Here is a 16,370-nt window from a genome sequence, read left to right on the forward strand (position 1 = left end):
TCAAATGAAAAAATATATAATTTATACAGCAGTATTAGCGGTTGGGTTACTACTGGGATGGTTTCTTTTTGGAGGCACTTCTAATACTGAAACAGAACATAAGCATGATGCTGCAGCAGAAACTAACCAAATGTGGACCTGTTCTATGCATCCACAAATAATGCAACCCGAATCTGGCCCATGCCCTATTTGTGGTATGGATTTAATTCCTGCAGAAAGTAGCGCTAAAGGGTTATTAGCCGACCAGTTTAAACTATCTGAAAATGCTATGGCATTGGCCAATATTCAAACGTCAATAGTTGGTAATAGTAATACGGAAGATAATGCCATAACACTATCAGGTAAAATTGTAGAAAACGAAGACAATACAGCTATACAACCTGCGCATTTTGACGGAAGAATAGAAAAGTTATATATTAAGTCTTTAGGCGAAAAGGTTAATAAAGGACAAGCTATTGCTAAAATTTATTCGGCAGATTTAATTGCAGCACAGCAAGAATTGATAACGACCTATAGTATTAGAGCATCCCAACCTCAGTTATACAAAGCAGTGCAAAACAAGTTTAAAAACTGGAAAATCCATGGGGCTCAATTAGACGATGTTTTAAAAACGGGTCAAGTAAAAACAAGTTTTACAATCTATTCTCATGTGTCTGGTGTTGTTACAGAAATTGCGGTGAGTGATGGCGCGCATATTATGAATGGCAAACCCATTTTTAAAGTTTCTAATTTAGCAACAGTTTGGGCAAACTTTGATGTGTACGAAAATCAGATTAGTCAATTTAAAAAAGGACAAAATATTGACGTCTTTACTAACGCTTACGCTAATAAAGTATTTAAAGGCACTGTAGATTTTATAGATCCTATTTTAGATACTAGAACTAGAACTGTAAAATTACGCGTAGTACTTGATAACAAAGATCAAATATTAAAACCTGGTCTATTTGTAGAAGGGAAAATAAAAGGAATCACCGCAAGTAAATCCGATGCTTTATCTATACCCACAACAGCCGTTTTATGGACAGGAAAACGCTCTGTAGTCTATATTAAATCGAATCCAAATGAACCTGTTTTTGAAATGCGTGAAATTACATTAGGCACTCAAATTGGTGATAAGTACCAAATTTTAGAAGGTTTAAACGCTGGTGATGAAGTGGTAACCAACGGAACCTTTACAGTAGATGCTGCTGCACAGTTACAAGGCAAAAAATCTATGATGAATAAAAAAGGAGGTAAAGTTATGACGGGACATGAAAGCCATTTAGGAATGGAAACTACCACAAATACAACGCGTCAAAAAGGAGTTAACACGGAACGAATAGACGTTTCAAAACAATTTCAAAACCAATTAAAAGTTGTCTTTAATGATTATATCCAATTGAAAGAAGCCTTACTTAAAGATGATATAAATACAATTAAAGCAGAATCAAAACAACTACTAAATGATTTGTCTAAAGTTGACATGACCTTACTAACAAGTCAAGAGGCTCATAAACAATGGATGTCACTTGAAAAAGAACTAAAATCTGTTACTACGTTACTTTCAAATACTTCTGAAATTGAAGATCTAAGAGGGCATTTTAAAGATCTGTCTTCAAAATTAACAGAGGTAATCAAAGTTTTTGGAATAAACCAAAAAGTGTATAACCAGTTTTGTCCTATGGGAGATAATAACAAAGGTGCTTTTTGGTTGAGTAAGGAAGAAAAAGTAATCAATCCTTATTTTGGAGGTAAAATGCTGACTTGTGGAGAGGTAAGACAAACCATAAACTAATTAATAACCAAAATTTAAAACAATGAACTTTTCAAATAAAAATCACAAACACAAAATTATTAAGATGAACAACGTGAGTAAAAATGTAATTTTAAGCTTGGCTATTATGGCCACATTAGGTTTAGTAAGTTGTAAAAATGAAACTAAACAAGAAACAAAAACAACAATCGAAGTCTCTGAAAATATGGCAAATGCAGTTGTTTCTTTTGGAGTAAGAGGAAATTGTGGTATGTGTAAAAGCACAATCGAAAAGGCAGCAAATAAAGTAGAAGGTGTCGCAAATGCTGTTTGGGATGTAGAAAAAAAGAAAATTGATATCACTCTTAATGACTCAAAAACAGATGCCATATTAATACATAATGCCATTGCTGCTTCTGGTTACGATACGGATAAAGTTTTAGGTAGTAAAATTTCCTATAACAGCTTACCTGACTGTTGTAAATATAAACATGACATGGTAATGAGTCAGTCTGGTGACATGAAAGCGGAAGACCATTCTAATCACGATCATTAAAATTATTACTATAAGGCCTATCAAACATAATACTTTAGTAGGTTTTTATACTTTTAGGGAACTTAAGACTCAAATCAATATAAAAAAAAGGCTTTGTATTATTACAAAACCTTTTTTTACTGCTATCAATCTTCTCAATATATAAATAACACGTTTATTTAGTTAGGGTTAATAAACGCATTAATGTCTTCTGTACTAAATTGAGGGTTTGCACCTTCACTACCGGCAACTAAAGCACCAATTGCACAAGCATAGTCAATTGCCTCCTGTGGGTTATCTCCTTTAAGTAATTTACTAATTAATGTAGCCAAAAAGGAATCTCCTGCACCTACAGTATCTACGACTTCTATTTGATAACCACTATTGTAATAAAACGTATCATTATAATATAAAATAGCACCATGACGACCTTTGGTAACACAGATTGTCTTGGTATTAGTCTGCTCTGCTAAAAATGTAATATTCTGTTCTAAAGAATGGGTTTGTGAGTGAAGCGCTTCTCCGATTTCAAAAATCTCTTCATCATTAAATTTTATAAAATCAGCTTCATTCATTAAATGATTTAAAACCTCCTTAGTATAATATGGTGCTCTTAAATTAATATCAAATATTTTGTATTTCGCTAGCTTTAAAAGTGCGTACAATGAGGCTCTAGAAATATCATCTCTTGCCACTAAACTGCCATAAATAAAAGCATCCGCATGTTGCGTTATACTTTTACTGGTGTCTGTAAGGGTAATCTTATCCCAAGCTCTAGGAAACATAATGTCATAAGACGCCGATCCTTTCGCGTTAAGCATCACTTTTACTTTTCCTGTTTTTAGCTGGCTATCTATTTGTAAATTTGCAACATTAACACCTTGTTTTAATAGATGCTTCTTTATTTTCCGTCCTTTTTTATCATCCCCAATACGACTAATAATTGACACATTATTATCTAAAGATTTTAAGCGTAAAGCCACATTTAGAGGTGCGCCTCCAATTTTTTTATGTGTTGGAAAAACATCCCATAAGACTTCGCCAAAACAAACTATATTTTTCATTCAGATCGGTTTAAATGTTAGCGTTTAAATCAAATACACATTGCTCCACACCATGCTTTAAAATAGCATTATATGCTGTTGTGTAAGCTTCAACAAATGGTTTTGAGTCTTTTAAAGATCCAAAAACAGCATCTATTTCTAAAAAAGCTTCTGGATTTGTTGTGCTTTCTAAAGCTTTTGCGCTTAACACTGGTTGCATGGCGTCCTTTATAATTAAAGTATTTCCTTTTTCATCTTTTCCTAAACTGTAAATAGCCCAAGCGGCAACCACAAATGCAGCATTAGTAATATCACCTTTATCTTCTAATTGTGCGTTTACTGTTGGTAATATAAAAATGGGAAACTTAGCAGAACTCTCGGAACATATACGGTCTATTTGATCCTTAATATTAATATTACCAAAACGCTCTAATAATGATGTTTTATAATTTCCTAAATCTATCCCTTCCAAATCGCCTAAAGTTGGCGTCACCTCTACATCCATATAATTATGTAAAAACGTAGCGATATTTGGATTAGAAACCGATTGATCAATTGTATTATATCCTATTAATGCCCCAAGTATACCTAATACAGAATGTCCAGCATTTAATAAACTAAGTTTCATTTTCTCATAAGGTTCTACATTATCAACAAACTGCGCGCCCACGGTTTCCCAAGCTGGTCTACCTGCTATAAAATCGTCCTCAATAACCCATTGTTTAAAAGGCTCGCATACTACTGGCCAAGCATCATGTACACCATCGGTCTTAATTAAATTTACAATATCTAATGGCGCTGTTGCAGGTGTAATACGATCTACCATTGCGTTTGGAAACGACACGTTACATTCTATCCAATCCACTAAACTAGGTTCAGCTTTGCCAACATAACTCAATACCATTGTTTTTGTCATATGACCGTTACCTTGAATATTATCGCAAGACTGTACCGTTACTCCTTTTAAACCACGTGACTGTCTTAATTTTAATGCTTGTGTGATATATCCAAAAATAGTTTTGGGTGCTTTAGGAAACTCTAAATCATGCTGAATTAAAGGATTATTAAAGTCGAATGCTTTAGTTGCTTCGTTATAATTATAACCCCCTTCTGTAATGGTTAATGATATAATTTTTACTTCAGGACTTGCCATTTTTTCGATAACCGCAATTGGATTCTCTGGTGCATATAAATACTCGACTATAGATCCAATAATACGATTAGTATGTCTACCATCTAATTCTTTAACTATTAAAGTATATAATCCGTCTTGCTCGTTTAACGTATTATAAATTCTGCTATCAAAATCTAATAACGCAATACCGCATATTCCCCAATCCTTATTATCTGGATCCTCTAATAATTGGTCTGTATAAAAAGCTTCGTGTGATCTATGAAAACCACCAATACCAACATGTACTATGCCCGTTTTAATGGTCGTTCTGTCGTATTGTGGCACTGTAATTCTTTCAGAAATATAAGAAAGATTCTCAGAATTTAATTTGTAATTTTTCATCTTAATTATTTAATTATTTGCTTTCAAATCTTTGAAGTAATACAGCAAATATGATAATAGCTCCTTTTACTACTTGTTGTGGATATGATGGTACATTTAAAAGGTTTAATATGTTTCCTATTAATCCTAAAATAAGCACCCCCATTAATGTATTGATTGCGGTTCCTCGACCTCCATTTAAACTAGCACCACCAATAACAACAGCTGCTATGGCATCCAACTCCCATGACATACCCATATTTGGTGACCCTAAATTAGTTCTAGATGCTACAATTATAGCTGCAGTAGCTGCTAAAGCACCAGAAATAGCGTATACTAAAAACTTGTATTTGTTAACTTTTATACCTGATAAACGTGACGCTTCCTCGTTACTTCCAATAGCTATAATTAGTCTTCCAAAGACGTTATAACGCAGCATAACCATGGCTGCTATAACAATTAGAAAAAAGACAATTGCTATATTTGGTATCCCTAAAGTAGCGTTGTTTGCAAAATTTGACATGTGTACGCCTCCCGCTGTTTTAAAAGTAACTGGAGAGCCTTTAGAATATATAAACCCTAATCCTCTTGCAATAGTCATTAAAGCTAATGTTGCAACAAAAGGCGCCATTTTTTGATAGGCGACAAGATATCCCGAAATACTACCTAAACCAAAACCTATTGCAATGGTTAATACTATTGCTAATGGTAGTATGACTAGGTTTATTAGAATAGCGAAAGTAACCGCCAACAAAGCCACCATGGACCCTACAGATAGATCAATACCGCCTGTTAAGATTACGATTAGCATTCCAATACTAATAATACCAATACCTGAGACTTGTTTTAATAAATTAGACAAGTTTACTGAAGTAAAGAAAACATCAGATATTAACGCTGAAAAGATTACTAGTAAAATAAAAATAAATATAGTATTATACTTTACTAAAAACTTAAGAAAACCACTTGGGCTGCTAAGTTGTTGTTTTAATGTTAAAGCCATAACGTGAAATTTTTAATATTTAATTGTGTTGTTTTAATGCCTTACCAATAGAGTAACGCAGTATGTTTTCTTCAGAAAATTGCTCTTTTTGTAACTCGCCATAAATGGTCCCTTCATGCATGACTAGAATACGATCGGAAATACCCATTATTTCAGGCATATCTGATGATATTACAACGACTCCAACCCCTTTTTTAGCGACTTCGTTTATTAGGTTATAGATTTCTATTTTAGCTCCAACATCCACACCTCTAGTAGGCTCGTCAATAAAAATTACTTTACTATCTATACTTAACCACTTAGCTAAGGCTACTTTTTGCTGATTTCCACCACTTAAGTTTTTAACATCAATCTCAGAACTTGGTGTTTTAATATTTAACTTATCAATTAAGCCTAGCACTTTTTTATACTCGCTGTCCACATTAATAAATCCTAATTTTCCTGAAATGGATTTAAAATTAGTGACACTAACGTTTCTTCTTATGGATAATGGTAAAAACACACCTTCTTCCTTTCTGTCTTCAGACACAAAGCCAATTTGATGGGCAGCAGCATCTACCGGAGATTTTGTTTTTATCTCTTTACCATTTAAAATTAAAGTTCCAGATTTTTTTTTGTCAGCTCCAAAAATAAGTTTTGCAGTTTCTGTTCTTCCACTCCCTCCTAATCCAGCAATACCAAGGACTTCTCCCGGACGTACTGAAAATGAAACATCATGCACTATAGTGTCTTTTGCAGTTAGATTTTTAACTTCAAAAATAGGTTCTGTACCAATTACCGCATCTCTAACAGGAAACAAATCTTTCAATTCGCGACCAATCATTAAACGTATAATACCATCCGTATCTGTATCCTTAACAGCCATACTACCTGTATCAACACCGTCTCTTAGAACGGTAACCGAATCTGCTATTTTTATAATCTCGTCTAAATGATGCGATATATATATTATTGAAATTCCCTGATCTCTTAATCTAAACAGGTTATCAAACAGCTTTTTTGTATCTGTAGGATCAAAAACGGTTGTGGGCTCATCTAAAACCAAAACTTTAGTGTCTTCTGACAATGCTTTTGCAATTTCGACTACTTGTTTTTGAACAATACTTAAGTCTCTAACTTTTGCCGAAGCGTCTATTGTAAACCCTAAAGAATCAATTAAAGCTTGTGCATCTTTAGTAATTTTATCCCAATTCATCCAAAACTTACTTGCGCCTAATTTGTGCAAATAAATATTTTCGGCAACAGATAAATCATTCACTAGAGACAACTCTTGATACACCACGCTAATCCCAAGCACTTGGCCCTCATGCGTGTTTTTTGGGTTTATTTCTTCACCATTTAAAAGGACTGTACCAGAATCTTTATGGTGTACACCACTTAATATTTTTATAAGTGTTGATTTACCTGCTCCATTTTCGCCTAATAAGGCATGGATTTCTCCTGGCTTTACTTTTAAAGTCACGTCCTTAAGTACTGATACAACACCAAAACTTTTGGATATGCCGGACATTTCAAGACGGTATTCATTTTCTGAATTTTTCATATCAATGTCTATTAGAATAAAGCATTAGGATTGTAATACTTAGCAGCATTTTCCTTTGTAATTAATAAAGGTGCTGTGTATGATTTTTTATCAAAATCACGTTTCCCATTCATATATTCCACTGCATACTTTACAGCATTTTTTCCAATTTGGACTGGACTATTCATTGCGGTACACCCATAAAAATCGGTTTCCATAATATATTTAATAGCCTCTTTCTGTCCATCCGCTCCTGCAACAATTAAAATATCATCCGTTTTACCTGCCTGTGCAATAGCTTTTATAGCACCTAATACACACACGTCAGATTCTGTAATCACCACATTTATATCTGGATGCGCTACTAAAATATCTTCCATAGCTTTTAAACCACCAGCATAAGACCATTCTGTATACGCTTGTGTTTTTACATTTAAGTCAATTTTTCCTTGAGTACGTAATTGCTCTTCCGTAATCCCTTGTAATAAGCCTTGTTTACGTGTACGACCTACGGGGTTACCTGCGTTACCGCTTAACAAAGCAATATTCATAGGTGTTTTTCCCATTTTCTTAGCTAACCACTCGCCTGCTAATGCACCATTTGCTAGATTATTAGACTGGATAGTTGTTACAAAATCAGCCGAAGGATTAATAGAACTATCAATAATAAATACCGGAATGCCTGCTGCTTTAGCCACTTTAGTTATCCCAACCAAAGCATCAGGATCTTTTGGATTTAACAATAACGCATCAACACCTTTGGTAATTAAATCCTCTACTGCTGCGATTTGCTTTGTAATATCATCCTGACCATCTGCAGATAAAAATATCATACCGTTTTTCTCTGTTGTTGCTTTTATACTTTGTAATAACGCTTGATAATACGGTGCATTTAAAGACGGTGTACAATACCCGATTTTCTTACCAGTAAGATCAATAGCACTTGCAAATAGTGCCCCTTCCGCTTCACCACTATTTGCAGTTGTTTTACTGGCATCTAAATGCTCCACACAACTGTTTAGTGATAGACTTAATAGCATTGCCAGCATTGGCATACCTATTAATTTTAGTCCGAATTTTAAGTTTTTTATTCTCATGATTTTAAATATTACTTAAAGGTTTTATTCTATTATGTAAGTTAATACTTTATCGTTATATGTTAGTTACTACTATTTTAGGTTCAATTTAAAATAATGTAATATCTAATTGCAATACTGTTTTTTCTTGTTCTGGATTCCACATCGCGGTAACATCCACAGGCACACTATAATTACTAATCGTTAATTTTTTACTAAACGTAGCACCTACATTTATAATATTTCCTGAGCCTGTTGTGTAAAACGTTTTATCTGTAATAAAAGACCAAGCACCACCAGCAAACAAAGACAAGCTAGAGGTCTTATTTTCCCAAACTTTACTGTTTACTTCAAAGTAATGTGTCCAAGAATTTTCTAAGTCTCCGTTAGCTTGCACCTCATAATCACCAGAACCTCCATTAATAATAGTTGCTAGATATAATAAGGTGTTAGGTGTAATATTGTAACCAAAATTTAAATCCACAAAATTATAGCCTTGCGTCTTGTCATAACTCCAATAATGGAGTTTATCACCTCGCTCTTCAACACCAGTGTAGTTGTTATGTGATACTGCTTCAATAAAAAATTGGTCAGAAAAACGATATTTTGTATAGATTGAAAACTCCTTATAGTAAGCACTTTCATTTTCGCCAGTAACAATATTCTTAACATCAACAGAAGAAAAACTTGCACCTCCCCAAAATCCAAAAGTAAATTTCTTATTTCTAGAATTATATTCCAAATTAGCAGCAAACAACGCTCCAGGATGCACGACAAAACCATGCCAAGTGTGCATGTTTTTAAGATGAGCACCAATACTAAAAGGCTCATAACTATCCGCAGTCATATCGTCCTCCTGTGCATAACTAATACTTACTGCACAAACCATAAAAAGGCATATCAATAATTGTAATGCTTCTTTAAAATTTGACGGTTTAGTAATCGCTACTTGTCTTGTTGTGGTTAGTTGGCTTAATGTCATCTTATTAGGATTTTAAATTACTCACATTTTATAAACGTCATAAATACGTTTGTTTTTCAAATGTATCATAAATAAATTATTAAATCCTAATAAAAGTGTAAAAAAATATGTTATTTTATCATTATTATGTGCTATTTTACCTCTAATTAGAGTATATTGTCACTCTCAAATTACAGTATTAGTAATGTATAACTGACGTTTAATAAAAATCTAACCACTAAAATGGTTAACTAATTAAAAATTAGATTTCTAAAGAAATAAACCTATGGAATCAGAAAAAATATTGAATCTATCTGTGGATTGTGTCGTTTTTGGATACGATACCAATACTAAATCTTTAAATGTGTTATTAATCAAACGCTATTTAAAATCGAAGTTTACATCAGAGGTTTTAGTGGACGATTATGTGTTAACAGGATATCACGTCCTTAAAACCGAAACTTTAGATGATACTGCTACGCGTGTATTAAAAGAGTTAACAGGATTGACTGATCAATATAAAAAGCAATTTAAAGCGTTTGGTGATCCTGATAGATTGACTAATCCAAAAGATTTAGTTTGGATTGCAAACGAAGCCTTTAATCTAAGAACCATAACCATAGCCTATTATTTTTTACTAAAAACAGAAGATGTCAATTTAGAGCAGAATACGTTTGAAGCCAAATGGTTTCCTATTAATGCCCTACCCGATTTGGGTTTTGATCACGAAAAGATAATACTAGAAGCTTATGAGGATTTAAAAGAAAAATGCCTGTCAGAGCCTATTATATTTAAATTACTTCCAGACAAGTTTACTATTAATGAAGTACAAGATTTATATCAGTCCATATTGGGTATTGATATTGATAACAGAAACTTTAGACGTAAACTAATAAACAAAAAGTATATTATTGCTTTAGACGAAAAACAAGTAGGCGTTTCTAAAAAGCCTGCACAGTTATACATGTTCAGTATGGATATTTATAACAAAATGTTTAGTAAAAACTATTTAATAAGCATGTAAATGGTTTGATGACCTTATTAGAATATACAAACACCTAAAATGTCATAAAATTAAATTATAAGACTAATTAACAACAGCTTAACACAAACTAATAGGTCTCTTCCAATAGCATAAACAAGGCTTGTTGTTACATGTTATAAATGTTTGTTAAAAAAAAAGAATGAACATTCATTTTTACATATCTTTGTGCACTCAAAACAAAGACATGAAACTAATTTGGAACATTTTAAAAGTACTTCTAGCTGTATTTATGATATATGCAGGTAGTCAGCATTTTATAAGTCCAGACTTTTTTAACCCATTTGTACCAGATGTATTGGTTTTTAAAACTGCTATCATTTACGGGTCAGGGATTTTAGAAGTTGGTTTAGGTATCCTTTTACTTGTCCCAAAATTTGCTAGCAAAGCGGCTTTAGCAATTTTTGTTTTAATGCTCCTTTTTCTACCAATACATTTATGGGATGTTTTTTCAGACACACCAGCAATTGGAAGTCATCAAGCAGCATTAATCAGATTACCAATGCAATTAGTATTAATAGCACTGTCTTTTAAATTATATAAAACAAACGCGTAATGGCAAAACTTCAAAAAAGTATTGATAAACGTAACGCATTGATTAAGGCGACTATCGAGTTGGTAAACAACAACGGTTTTCACGCCACACCAATGAGTAAGATAGCAAAGATGGCTAACGTCTCTCCTGCTACCATTTATCTGTATTTTGAAAATAAACAAGATTTGGTTAATAAGACTTACGTCGAAGTTAAAGCCGAATACACAAAATATGCGTTTGAAAATTTTGACCAAAATATGCCTGTAGAAGCAGGTTTTGAATTGATCTGGAAACGTATTGCTGATTTTAAGCTCAAGGAGTGCGATAATGCCTTGTTTTTAGCGCAATGTGATAATACACCAATGATTGATGAATATAGTAGACAAGAAGGTATAAAACACCTACAGCCACTATTAGATCTTTGGCAACGTGGCAGAAAGGAAGGCATTATAAAACCGTTATCTGATTACTTGTTATATGCTTACGCCATAAATCCACTATCCTTTTTAATGATGACAGAAAAACGTGGTGCCTTTAAATTAGATCAAACACATTTAGACGAAGCCTATCAATCTGCTTGGAGCAGCATAAAAGTTTGTAGTTAACATGAATAAAACAGCAATAATATTAGGCGCGACCGGTTTAACTGGTGGTTTATTACTTCAAAAATTAATTGAAGATAAAGACTACTCTAGCATTAAACTGTTTTCGCGTACAAAAATAGAAGGTCTACCAAGTAAAGTCACACAATATATTGGTGATTTGTTGGATTTAGAACAATTCAAAGCGGATTTTAAAGCACACCAAGTCTTTTGTTGCATTGGTACAACTGCCAGTAAAACACCGGACAAATCGGTTTATAAAAAAATTGATTACGGTATTCCTGTAGCTGCTGCTAAACTAGCAAAAGCTAACGGTATTGATACGTTTGTCGTTATTTCGTCAATGGGTGCTAATCCTAACAGTTCTATTTTTTACAATAAAACTAAAGGCGAAATGGAGCGTGATGTTAAGCAACAAAACATCAGCAGAACTTTTATTTTAAGACCTTCATTAATTGGAGGACAACGTGAAGAGCGTCGTATGTTAGAAAAAATCGGCTTAGCCATTTTTAAAGTGCTTCAGCCATTATTTATAGGCAAATTAAAACAATATAAAATTACAGAACCTGATCATATCGCGCAAGCCATGATCAATCTGGCAAATAGTACAAGTTATGCCGAAGTCATTATTACTTCAACAGATATAAAAAGAATTACTAAAAACAATTAAACAAAATAAATTAACCCTATGGAATTATTAGACAAATTAAACTGGAGATACGCTGCAAAAGCAATGAATGGTGAGAAAGTAGCAGAAGATAAAGTAGAACGTATTTTAGAAGCTGCACGTTTAGCGCCTACTTCTAGTGGTTTACAACCTTTTGAAATTTTTGTAGTAAAAAACCAAGATATTAAAGAACAAATTAAGCCTGTAGCATGGAATCAATCTGTAATTACAGACTGTTCTCACTTATTAGTATTTGCTGCATGGGACACTTATACACCAGAACGTATAAACCATATGTTTGATTTAACTAACGAGATTCGTGGTTTTGAAAACGAAGGATGGGAAAATTACCGTCAAATGTTATTAGGTATGTACCCTCAAAAAGATCCAGAAGAAAACTTTAACCATGCTGCAAAACAAGCTTACATCGCTTTTACGGAAGCATTAACAGCTGCAGCTTTTGAAGGTGTAGATGCAACACCATTAGAAGGTTTTGAACCAGATGCAGTAGATAAAATTTTAGGCTTACGCGAAAAAGGATTACGTAGTGCTGTAATGTTACCTATTGGTTATAGAAAAGAAGACGAAGACTGGTTAGTAAACTTAGTTAAAGTTAGAAAACCTATGTCAGAATTAGTAACTGTAATTGACTAAAAACTATTATGAGAAAGACCATTTTATTAAATAACAGACCAGTAGGAAAACCTACAGTTTCAAATTTTGAATTTGTTACTGAAGATTCAGAGCTAAACATATCTGAAGGCGAAGTATTGTTAGAAGCTGCTTATGTTTCAGTTGATCCTTATTTAAGAGGACGTATGAGCGATGCAAAATCGTATGTGCCCCCTTTTCAATTAAATCAGCCAGTACATTCTGGAGTGGTTGCCAAAGTAGTAGCGTCTAAAAATGACAACTTTACTATAGGCGATTATGTTTCTGGTATGCTAAATTGGTCTACTCAACAAGTATCAAATGGTGAGGGTTTAAATAAAGTAGACGGGTCTAAAGCGCCATTAAGTACATACTTAGGTGTTTTAGGGATGACCGGATTAACTGCATATTTAGGTTTAACTCAGATAGGTAAACCGGTTAAAGGTGAGACTATTGTAGTTTCTGGTGCTGCAGGAGCTGTTGGTAGTGTTGTTGGTCAAATAGCAAAAATCTTAGGACTTCATGTTATAGGAATTGCTGGAACTGATGAGAAGATTGACATGCTAAAAGACAAGTTTGGTTTTGATGCAGGTATTAATTATAACACAAGTACAGATATTAATGCGGAGCTAAAAAAACTAGCGCCAAATGGTGTCGATGTTTATTTTGATAATGTTGGAGGTCCAATATCTGATGCTGTATTATTTAATATAAATCATTTTGCTAGAATCATTATTTGCGGAGCAATCTCTGTTTATAACGAAACCGAATTACCTACAAGTATTAGTGTACAACCATTTTTAGTGAAAAATAGTGCTTTAATGCAAGGGTTTATTGTCTCTAATTATGCAGATAAATTCCCAGAAGCAATGCAAAAGCTATCCACTTGGTTAGCTGATGGTAAATTAAAATATACAGAAACTATTGTTGAAGGTTTTGATAATATCCCAAATGCTTTTATCGATTTATTTGAAGGTAAAAACAAAGGGAAAATGATTGTTAAAATCTAAACCTCCTTGTTACGTTCCCCTCAAAGGGACTAAAGAGATGTTTATTTATAAATTAAGAACGAATTAAAAGAAAAGAAGATGAACAATTTTGAATTTAAAAATCCAACCAAAATTATATTTGGAAAGGATACTATAAAAAAAGTAAAAGAAGAAATTCCTCAAGATGCTAAAGTATTATTGCTTTACGGTGGAGGAAGTATTAAGAAAAACGGGATTTACGACCAAGTAAAAACAGCATTAGCAGGTGTTGACGTTGTTGAGTTTGGAGGTATTCCTGCAAATCCAGAGTACGCCACTTTAATGGAAGCATTACAAGTTATTAAAGACGAAAACATTACGTATTTATTAGCTGTTGGTGGTGGTTCTGTAATTGACGGAACTAAGTTTTTATCGGCTGCTGCAGTATATGACGGTGATACACCTTGGGATATCTTAACAAAAAATATCAGAACAGAAAAAGGAATGCCTTTTGGAACTGTTTTAACGTTACCAGCTACAGGATCTGAAATGAATTCTGGTGCAGTAATTACAAGAGCAGAAACTCAAGAAAAGCTTGCTATGGGCGGACCTGGTTTATTTCCTGAGTTTTCAATTTTAGATCCTCAAGTAATACAATCTATTCCACAACGTCAATTAGCAAATGGATTGACAGATGCATTTACACATGTGTTAGAACAATACATGACGTATCCAATTGGCGCTTTATTACAAGATCGTTTTGCGGAGAGTATTTTACAAACCTTAGTAGAAGTTGCTCCTAAAGTATTAAAAGACCCAACGGACTATAAAGCTGCTGCTAACTTTATGTGGAGTTGCACCATGGCGCTTAACGGATTAATTCAAAAAGGAGTACCTACAGACTGGGCTGTTCATGCTATTGGTCATGAGTTAACTGCTTTATTTGGTATTGATCACGCACGTACATTAGCTGTAATTGCACCAAGCCACTACAAGTTTAATTTTGAAGACAAAAAAGAGAAATTAGCACAATATGGTGAGCGTGTTTGGAATATTACGGAAGGTAGCACGGATGACAAAGCCTATGCTGCAATAGAAAAAACAGTAGACTTTTTCCATCAATTAGGTATTGATACCAAATTATCAGATTATACTAAAGATTATGAAGGTACTGCTGAAAAAATATCACAACGCTTTACAGATCGTGGTTGGACAGGATTAGGAGAACACCAAACATTATCTCCAGATAAGGTTGAGAAAATAGTAAAAATGGCTTATTAAATATAAAGGTCACAATGGGTGTGGTCAAACTGCTATAAACGCAATATTCTAAGGGTCCTGACTACATCCAAACTGACAATTATATTTAACATTAAAAAGAGCATCTAATATAAAAAAGGTCATATTGAGCACAGTCGAATTGCTGTAATGGCACAAGTGTTAAGGTCTCGACTGTGTTCATATTGGCTACTATAAGTTTTTACCCGTCACATTATCCGCAAGTCAAAATGCTATCAAAAGCAAAACTGTAATAGGTTTATGACTGTGCCAAAAATGACAAATTAAGATTGACCATTATTTAAATGAATATATTAAAAACATTAGCATTAACGCTAACTATAGTAACAGCTTCAAGCTGTAACAATAAATCAAACAAAACCACCTCTGAAAAAGTTTCAGAAGTAAAAACAGAACTAAAAAAAGAAAAAACTATGAAAGTATTATTTGTATTAACCTCTCACGATCAATTAGGAGACACAGGAAAGAAAACAGGATTTTGGGTTGAAGAATTCGCAAGTCCATATTACTCATTATTAGACAAAGGCGCTGATATTACTATCGCTACTCCAAAAGGAGGTGCTGCACCAATAGATCCAAGTAGTGATTCTCCTGATGCTGCTACAGAAGCAACAGACCGTTTTAATAAAGACGCTGCTGCAAAAGCTAAGATTGCAAACACAAGCAAATTATCAGACATTAATGCTGACGATTTTGATGCTGTTTTCTATCCAGGTGGACACGGACCATTATGGGATTTAGCTAACGATGCAACTTCTATTGCATTAATCGAGAAATTTAACACACAAGAGAAGCCAGTTGCATTTGTATGTCACGCACCTGCAGCTTTAAAAGGTGTAAAAGGAACTGATGGAAAACCATTAGTGAATGGTAAAAAAGTAACAGGATTTACTAATACTGAAGAAGCAGCTGTTGGATTAACAGATGTTGTACCATTTTTAGTAGAAGATATGCTAAGTGAAAATGGCGGGATCTATTCTAAGAAAGAAGATTGGGCAGCTTATGCTATTCAAGATGGTAATTTAATTACTGGACAAAACCCAGCATCGTCGGAGTTAGTTGCAGAAAAATTATTAGAGAGCTTAAAATAAGTTTCACTTTATATACTAGTAAAAAAGGTTGTCCAAATGGACAACCTTTTTTTTGTTTGTAATACTATGCTAAAACCAATCTAACACTTAGTTATGACCTATCTCAGGCTTATCTAAACTTTGTCTATGTCTTTGTAAGATACTATTT

General features: G+C 33.6%; 16 protein-coding genes. 10 read left to right on the top strand and 6 right to left on the bottom strand.

Annotated features, from left to right (window positions below; translation table 11 throughout):
• Nucleotides 1-4 precede the first annotated feature (4 nt).
• On the top strand, nt 5-1,774 hold the full coding sequence (locus ACZ2G2_RS14150; RefSeq protein WP_470392879.1) for an efflux RND transporter periplasmic adaptor subunit: 1,770 nt from the start codon (nt 5-7) through the stop codon (nt 1,772-1,774).
• Between the two features lie 64 nt (nt 1,775-1,838).
• Nucleotides 1,839-2,288, top strand: a complete 450-nt coding sequence (locus ACZ2G2_RS14155; RefSeq protein WP_470392880.1) for a heavy-metal-associated domain-containing protein — start codon at nt 1,839-1,841, stop codon at nt 2,286-2,288.
• A gap of 158 nt (nt 2,289-2,446) precedes the next feature.
• Here the strand turns inward: ACZ2G2_RS14155 and ACZ2G2_RS14160 are convergent, their stop codons facing one another.
• The 6 genes from ACZ2G2_RS14160 to ACZ2G2_RS14185 all read right to left on the bottom strand — a co-directional run bounded on the left by ACZ2G2_RS14160 (nt 2,447) and on the right by ACZ2G2_RS14185 (nt 9,388).
• A complete protein-coding gene (locus ACZ2G2_RS14160) occupies nt 2,447-3,331 on the bottom strand; it encodes a carbohydrate kinase family protein (protein WP_470392882.1) in 885 nt (294 codons plus the stop codon).
• Between the two features lie 10 nt (nt 3,332-3,341).
• On the bottom strand, nt 3,342-4,826 hold the full coding sequence (locus ACZ2G2_RS14165) for a mannitol dehydrogenase family protein (protein ID WP_470392884.1): 1,485 nt from the start codon (nt 4,824-4,826) through the stop codon (nt 3,342-3,344).
• A 13-nt stretch (nt 4,827-4,839) separates the two neighbouring features.
• Nucleotides 4,840-5,808 carry an ABC transporter permease gene (locus tag ACZ2G2_RS14170; protein WP_470392886.1) on the bottom strand — a complete coding sequence of 323 codons (969 nt, stop codon included), beginning with the start codon at nt 5,806-5,808 and terminating at the stop codon, nt 4,840-4,842.
• A gap of 19 nt (nt 5,809-5,827) precedes the next feature.
• A complete protein-coding gene (locus ACZ2G2_RS14175) occupies nt 5,828-7,351 on the bottom strand; it encodes a sugar ABC transporter ATP-binding protein (protein WP_101203579.1) in 1,524 nt (507 codons plus the stop codon).
• 11 nt (nt 7,352-7,362) lie between these two features.
• A complete protein-coding gene (locus tag ACZ2G2_RS14180) occupies nt 7,363-8,427 on the bottom strand; it encodes a substrate-binding domain-containing protein (RefSeq protein ID WP_090840973.1) in 1,065 nt (354 codons plus the stop codon).
• A gap of 88 nt (nt 8,428-8,515) precedes the next feature.
• Nucleotides 8,516-9,388 (bottom strand): hypothetical protein, encoded by an 873-nt coding sequence (locus ACZ2G2_RS14185; RefSeq protein WP_470392887.1) that lies wholly within the window; start codon nt 9,386-9,388, stop codon nt 8,516-8,518.
• A 265-nt stretch (nt 9,389-9,653) separates the two neighbouring features.
• Between ACZ2G2_RS14185 and ACZ2G2_RS14190 the strand changes: the two genes are divergently transcribed.
• From ACZ2G2_RS14190 to ACZ2G2_RS14225, 8 genes are all read left to right on the top strand, one after another.
• Entirely contained in the window at nt 9,654-10,391 is a 738-nt protein-coding gene (locus ACZ2G2_RS14190; protein WP_101203581.1) for an NUDIX hydrolase, read from the top strand.
• 205 nt (nt 10,392-10,596) lie between these two features.
• Nucleotides 10,597-10,965 (top strand): DoxX family protein, encoded by a 369-nt coding sequence (locus ACZ2G2_RS14195; RefSeq protein ID WP_470392889.1) that lies wholly within the window; start codon nt 10,597-10,599, stop codon nt 10,963-10,965.
• Nucleotides 10,965-11,549, top strand: a complete 585-nt coding sequence (locus tag ACZ2G2_RS14200; protein ID WP_470392890.1) for a TetR/AcrR family transcriptional regulator — start codon at nt 10,965-10,967, stop codon at nt 11,547-11,549. The genes ACZ2G2_RS14195 and ACZ2G2_RS14200 overlap by 1 nt, the downstream gene beginning before the upstream one ends.
• A 1-nt stretch (nt 11,550) precedes the next feature.
• Entirely contained in the window at nt 11,551-12,216 is a 666-nt protein-coding gene (locus ACZ2G2_RS14205) for an NAD(P)H-binding protein (protein WP_281846453.1), read from the top strand.
• A gap of 18 nt (nt 12,217-12,234) precedes the next feature.
• On the top strand, nt 12,235-12,867 hold the full coding sequence (locus tag ACZ2G2_RS14210; protein WP_090840983.1) for an NAD(P)H-dependent oxidoreductase: 633 nt from the start codon (nt 12,235-12,237) through the stop codon (nt 12,865-12,867).
• 8 nt (nt 12,868-12,875) lie between these two features.
• The gene (locus ACZ2G2_RS14215) at nt 12,876-13,874 is read left to right on the top strand and encodes an NADP-dependent oxidoreductase (RefSeq protein WP_470392892.1); all 999 of its coding nucleotides are present in this window, start codon (nt 12,876-12,878) and stop codon (nt 13,872-13,874) included.
• Nucleotides 13,875-13,952: 78 nt separating this feature from the next.
• Nucleotides 13,953-15,113 (top strand): iron-containing alcohol dehydrogenase, encoded by a 1,161-nt coding sequence (locus ACZ2G2_RS14220; protein ID WP_470392894.1) that lies wholly within the window; start codon nt 13,953-13,955, stop codon nt 15,111-15,113.
• A gap of 302 nt (nt 15,114-15,415) precedes the next feature.
• On the top strand, nt 15,416-16,222 hold the full coding sequence (locus tag ACZ2G2_RS14225) for a type 1 glutamine amidotransferase domain-containing protein (protein WP_198551059.1): 807 nt from the start codon (nt 15,416-15,418) through the stop codon (nt 16,220-16,222).
• The last annotated feature ends 148 nt before the right edge of the window (nt 16,223-16,370 follow it).

The sequence above is a fragment of the Olleya sp. KKT75 genome (assembly GCF_055635485.1).

Bases quoted from the DNA above. Each gene is read 5' to 3' on its own strand.
- ACZ2G2_RS14175 (WP_101203579.1), bottom strand. From the start codon at position 7,351: ATGAAAAATTCAGAAAATGAATACCGTCTTGAAATGTCCGGCATATCC.
- ACZ2G2_RS14180 (WP_090840973.1), bottom strand. From the start codon at position 8,427: ATGAGAATAAAAAACTTAAAATTCGGACTAAAATTAATAGGTATGCCA.
- ACZ2G2_RS14210 (WP_090840983.1), top strand. From the start codon at position 12,235: ATGGAATTATTAGACAAATTAAACTGGAGATACGCTGCAAAAGCAATG.
- ACZ2G2_RS14190 (WP_101203581.1), top strand. From the start codon at position 9,654: ATGGAATCAGAAAAAATATTGAATCTATCTGTGGATTGTGTCGTTTTT.
- ACZ2G2_RS14215 (WP_470392892.1), top strand. From the start codon at position 12,876: ATGAGAAAGACCATTTTATTAAATAACAGACCAGTAGGAAAACCTACA.
- ACZ2G2_RS14185 (WP_470392887.1), bottom strand. From the start codon at position 9,388: ATGACATTAAGCCAACTAACCACAACAAGACAAGTAGCGATTACTAAA.
- ACZ2G2_RS14160 (WP_470392882.1), bottom strand. From the start codon at position 3,331: ATGAAAAATATAGTTTGTTTTGGCGAAGTCTTATGGGATGTTTTTCCA.
- ACZ2G2_RS14205 (WP_281846453.1), top strand. From the start codon at position 11,551: ATGAATAAAACAGCAATAATATTAGGCGCGACCGGTTTAACTGGTGGT.
- ACZ2G2_RS14150 (WP_470392879.1), top strand. From the start codon at position 5: ATGAAAAAATATATAATTTATACAGCAGTATTAGCGGTTGGGTTACTA.
- ACZ2G2_RS14200 (WP_470392890.1), top strand. From the start codon at position 10,965: ATGGCAAAACTTCAAAAAAGTATTGATAAACGTAACGCATTGATTAAG.
- ACZ2G2_RS14165 (WP_470392884.1), bottom strand. From the start codon at position 4,826: ATGAAAAATTACAAATTAAATTCTGAGAATCTTTCTTATATTTCTGAA.
- ACZ2G2_RS14155 (WP_470392880.1), top strand. From the start codon at position 1,839: ATGAACAACGTGAGTAAAAATGTAATTTTAAGCTTGGCTATTATGGCC.
- ACZ2G2_RS14195 (WP_470392889.1), top strand. From the start codon at position 10,597: ATGAAACTAATTTGGAACATTTTAAAAGTACTTCTAGCTGTATTTATG.
- ACZ2G2_RS14220 (WP_470392894.1), top strand. From the start codon at position 13,953: ATGAACAATTTTGAATTTAAAAATCCAACCAAAATTATATTTGGAAAG.
- ACZ2G2_RS14225 (WP_198551059.1), top strand. From the start codon at position 15,416: ATGAATATATTAAAAACATTAGCATTAACGCTAACTATAGTAACAGCT.
- ACZ2G2_RS14170 (WP_470392886.1), bottom strand. From the start codon at position 5,808: ATGGCTTTAACATTAAAACAACAACTTAGCAGCCCAAGTGGTTTTCTT.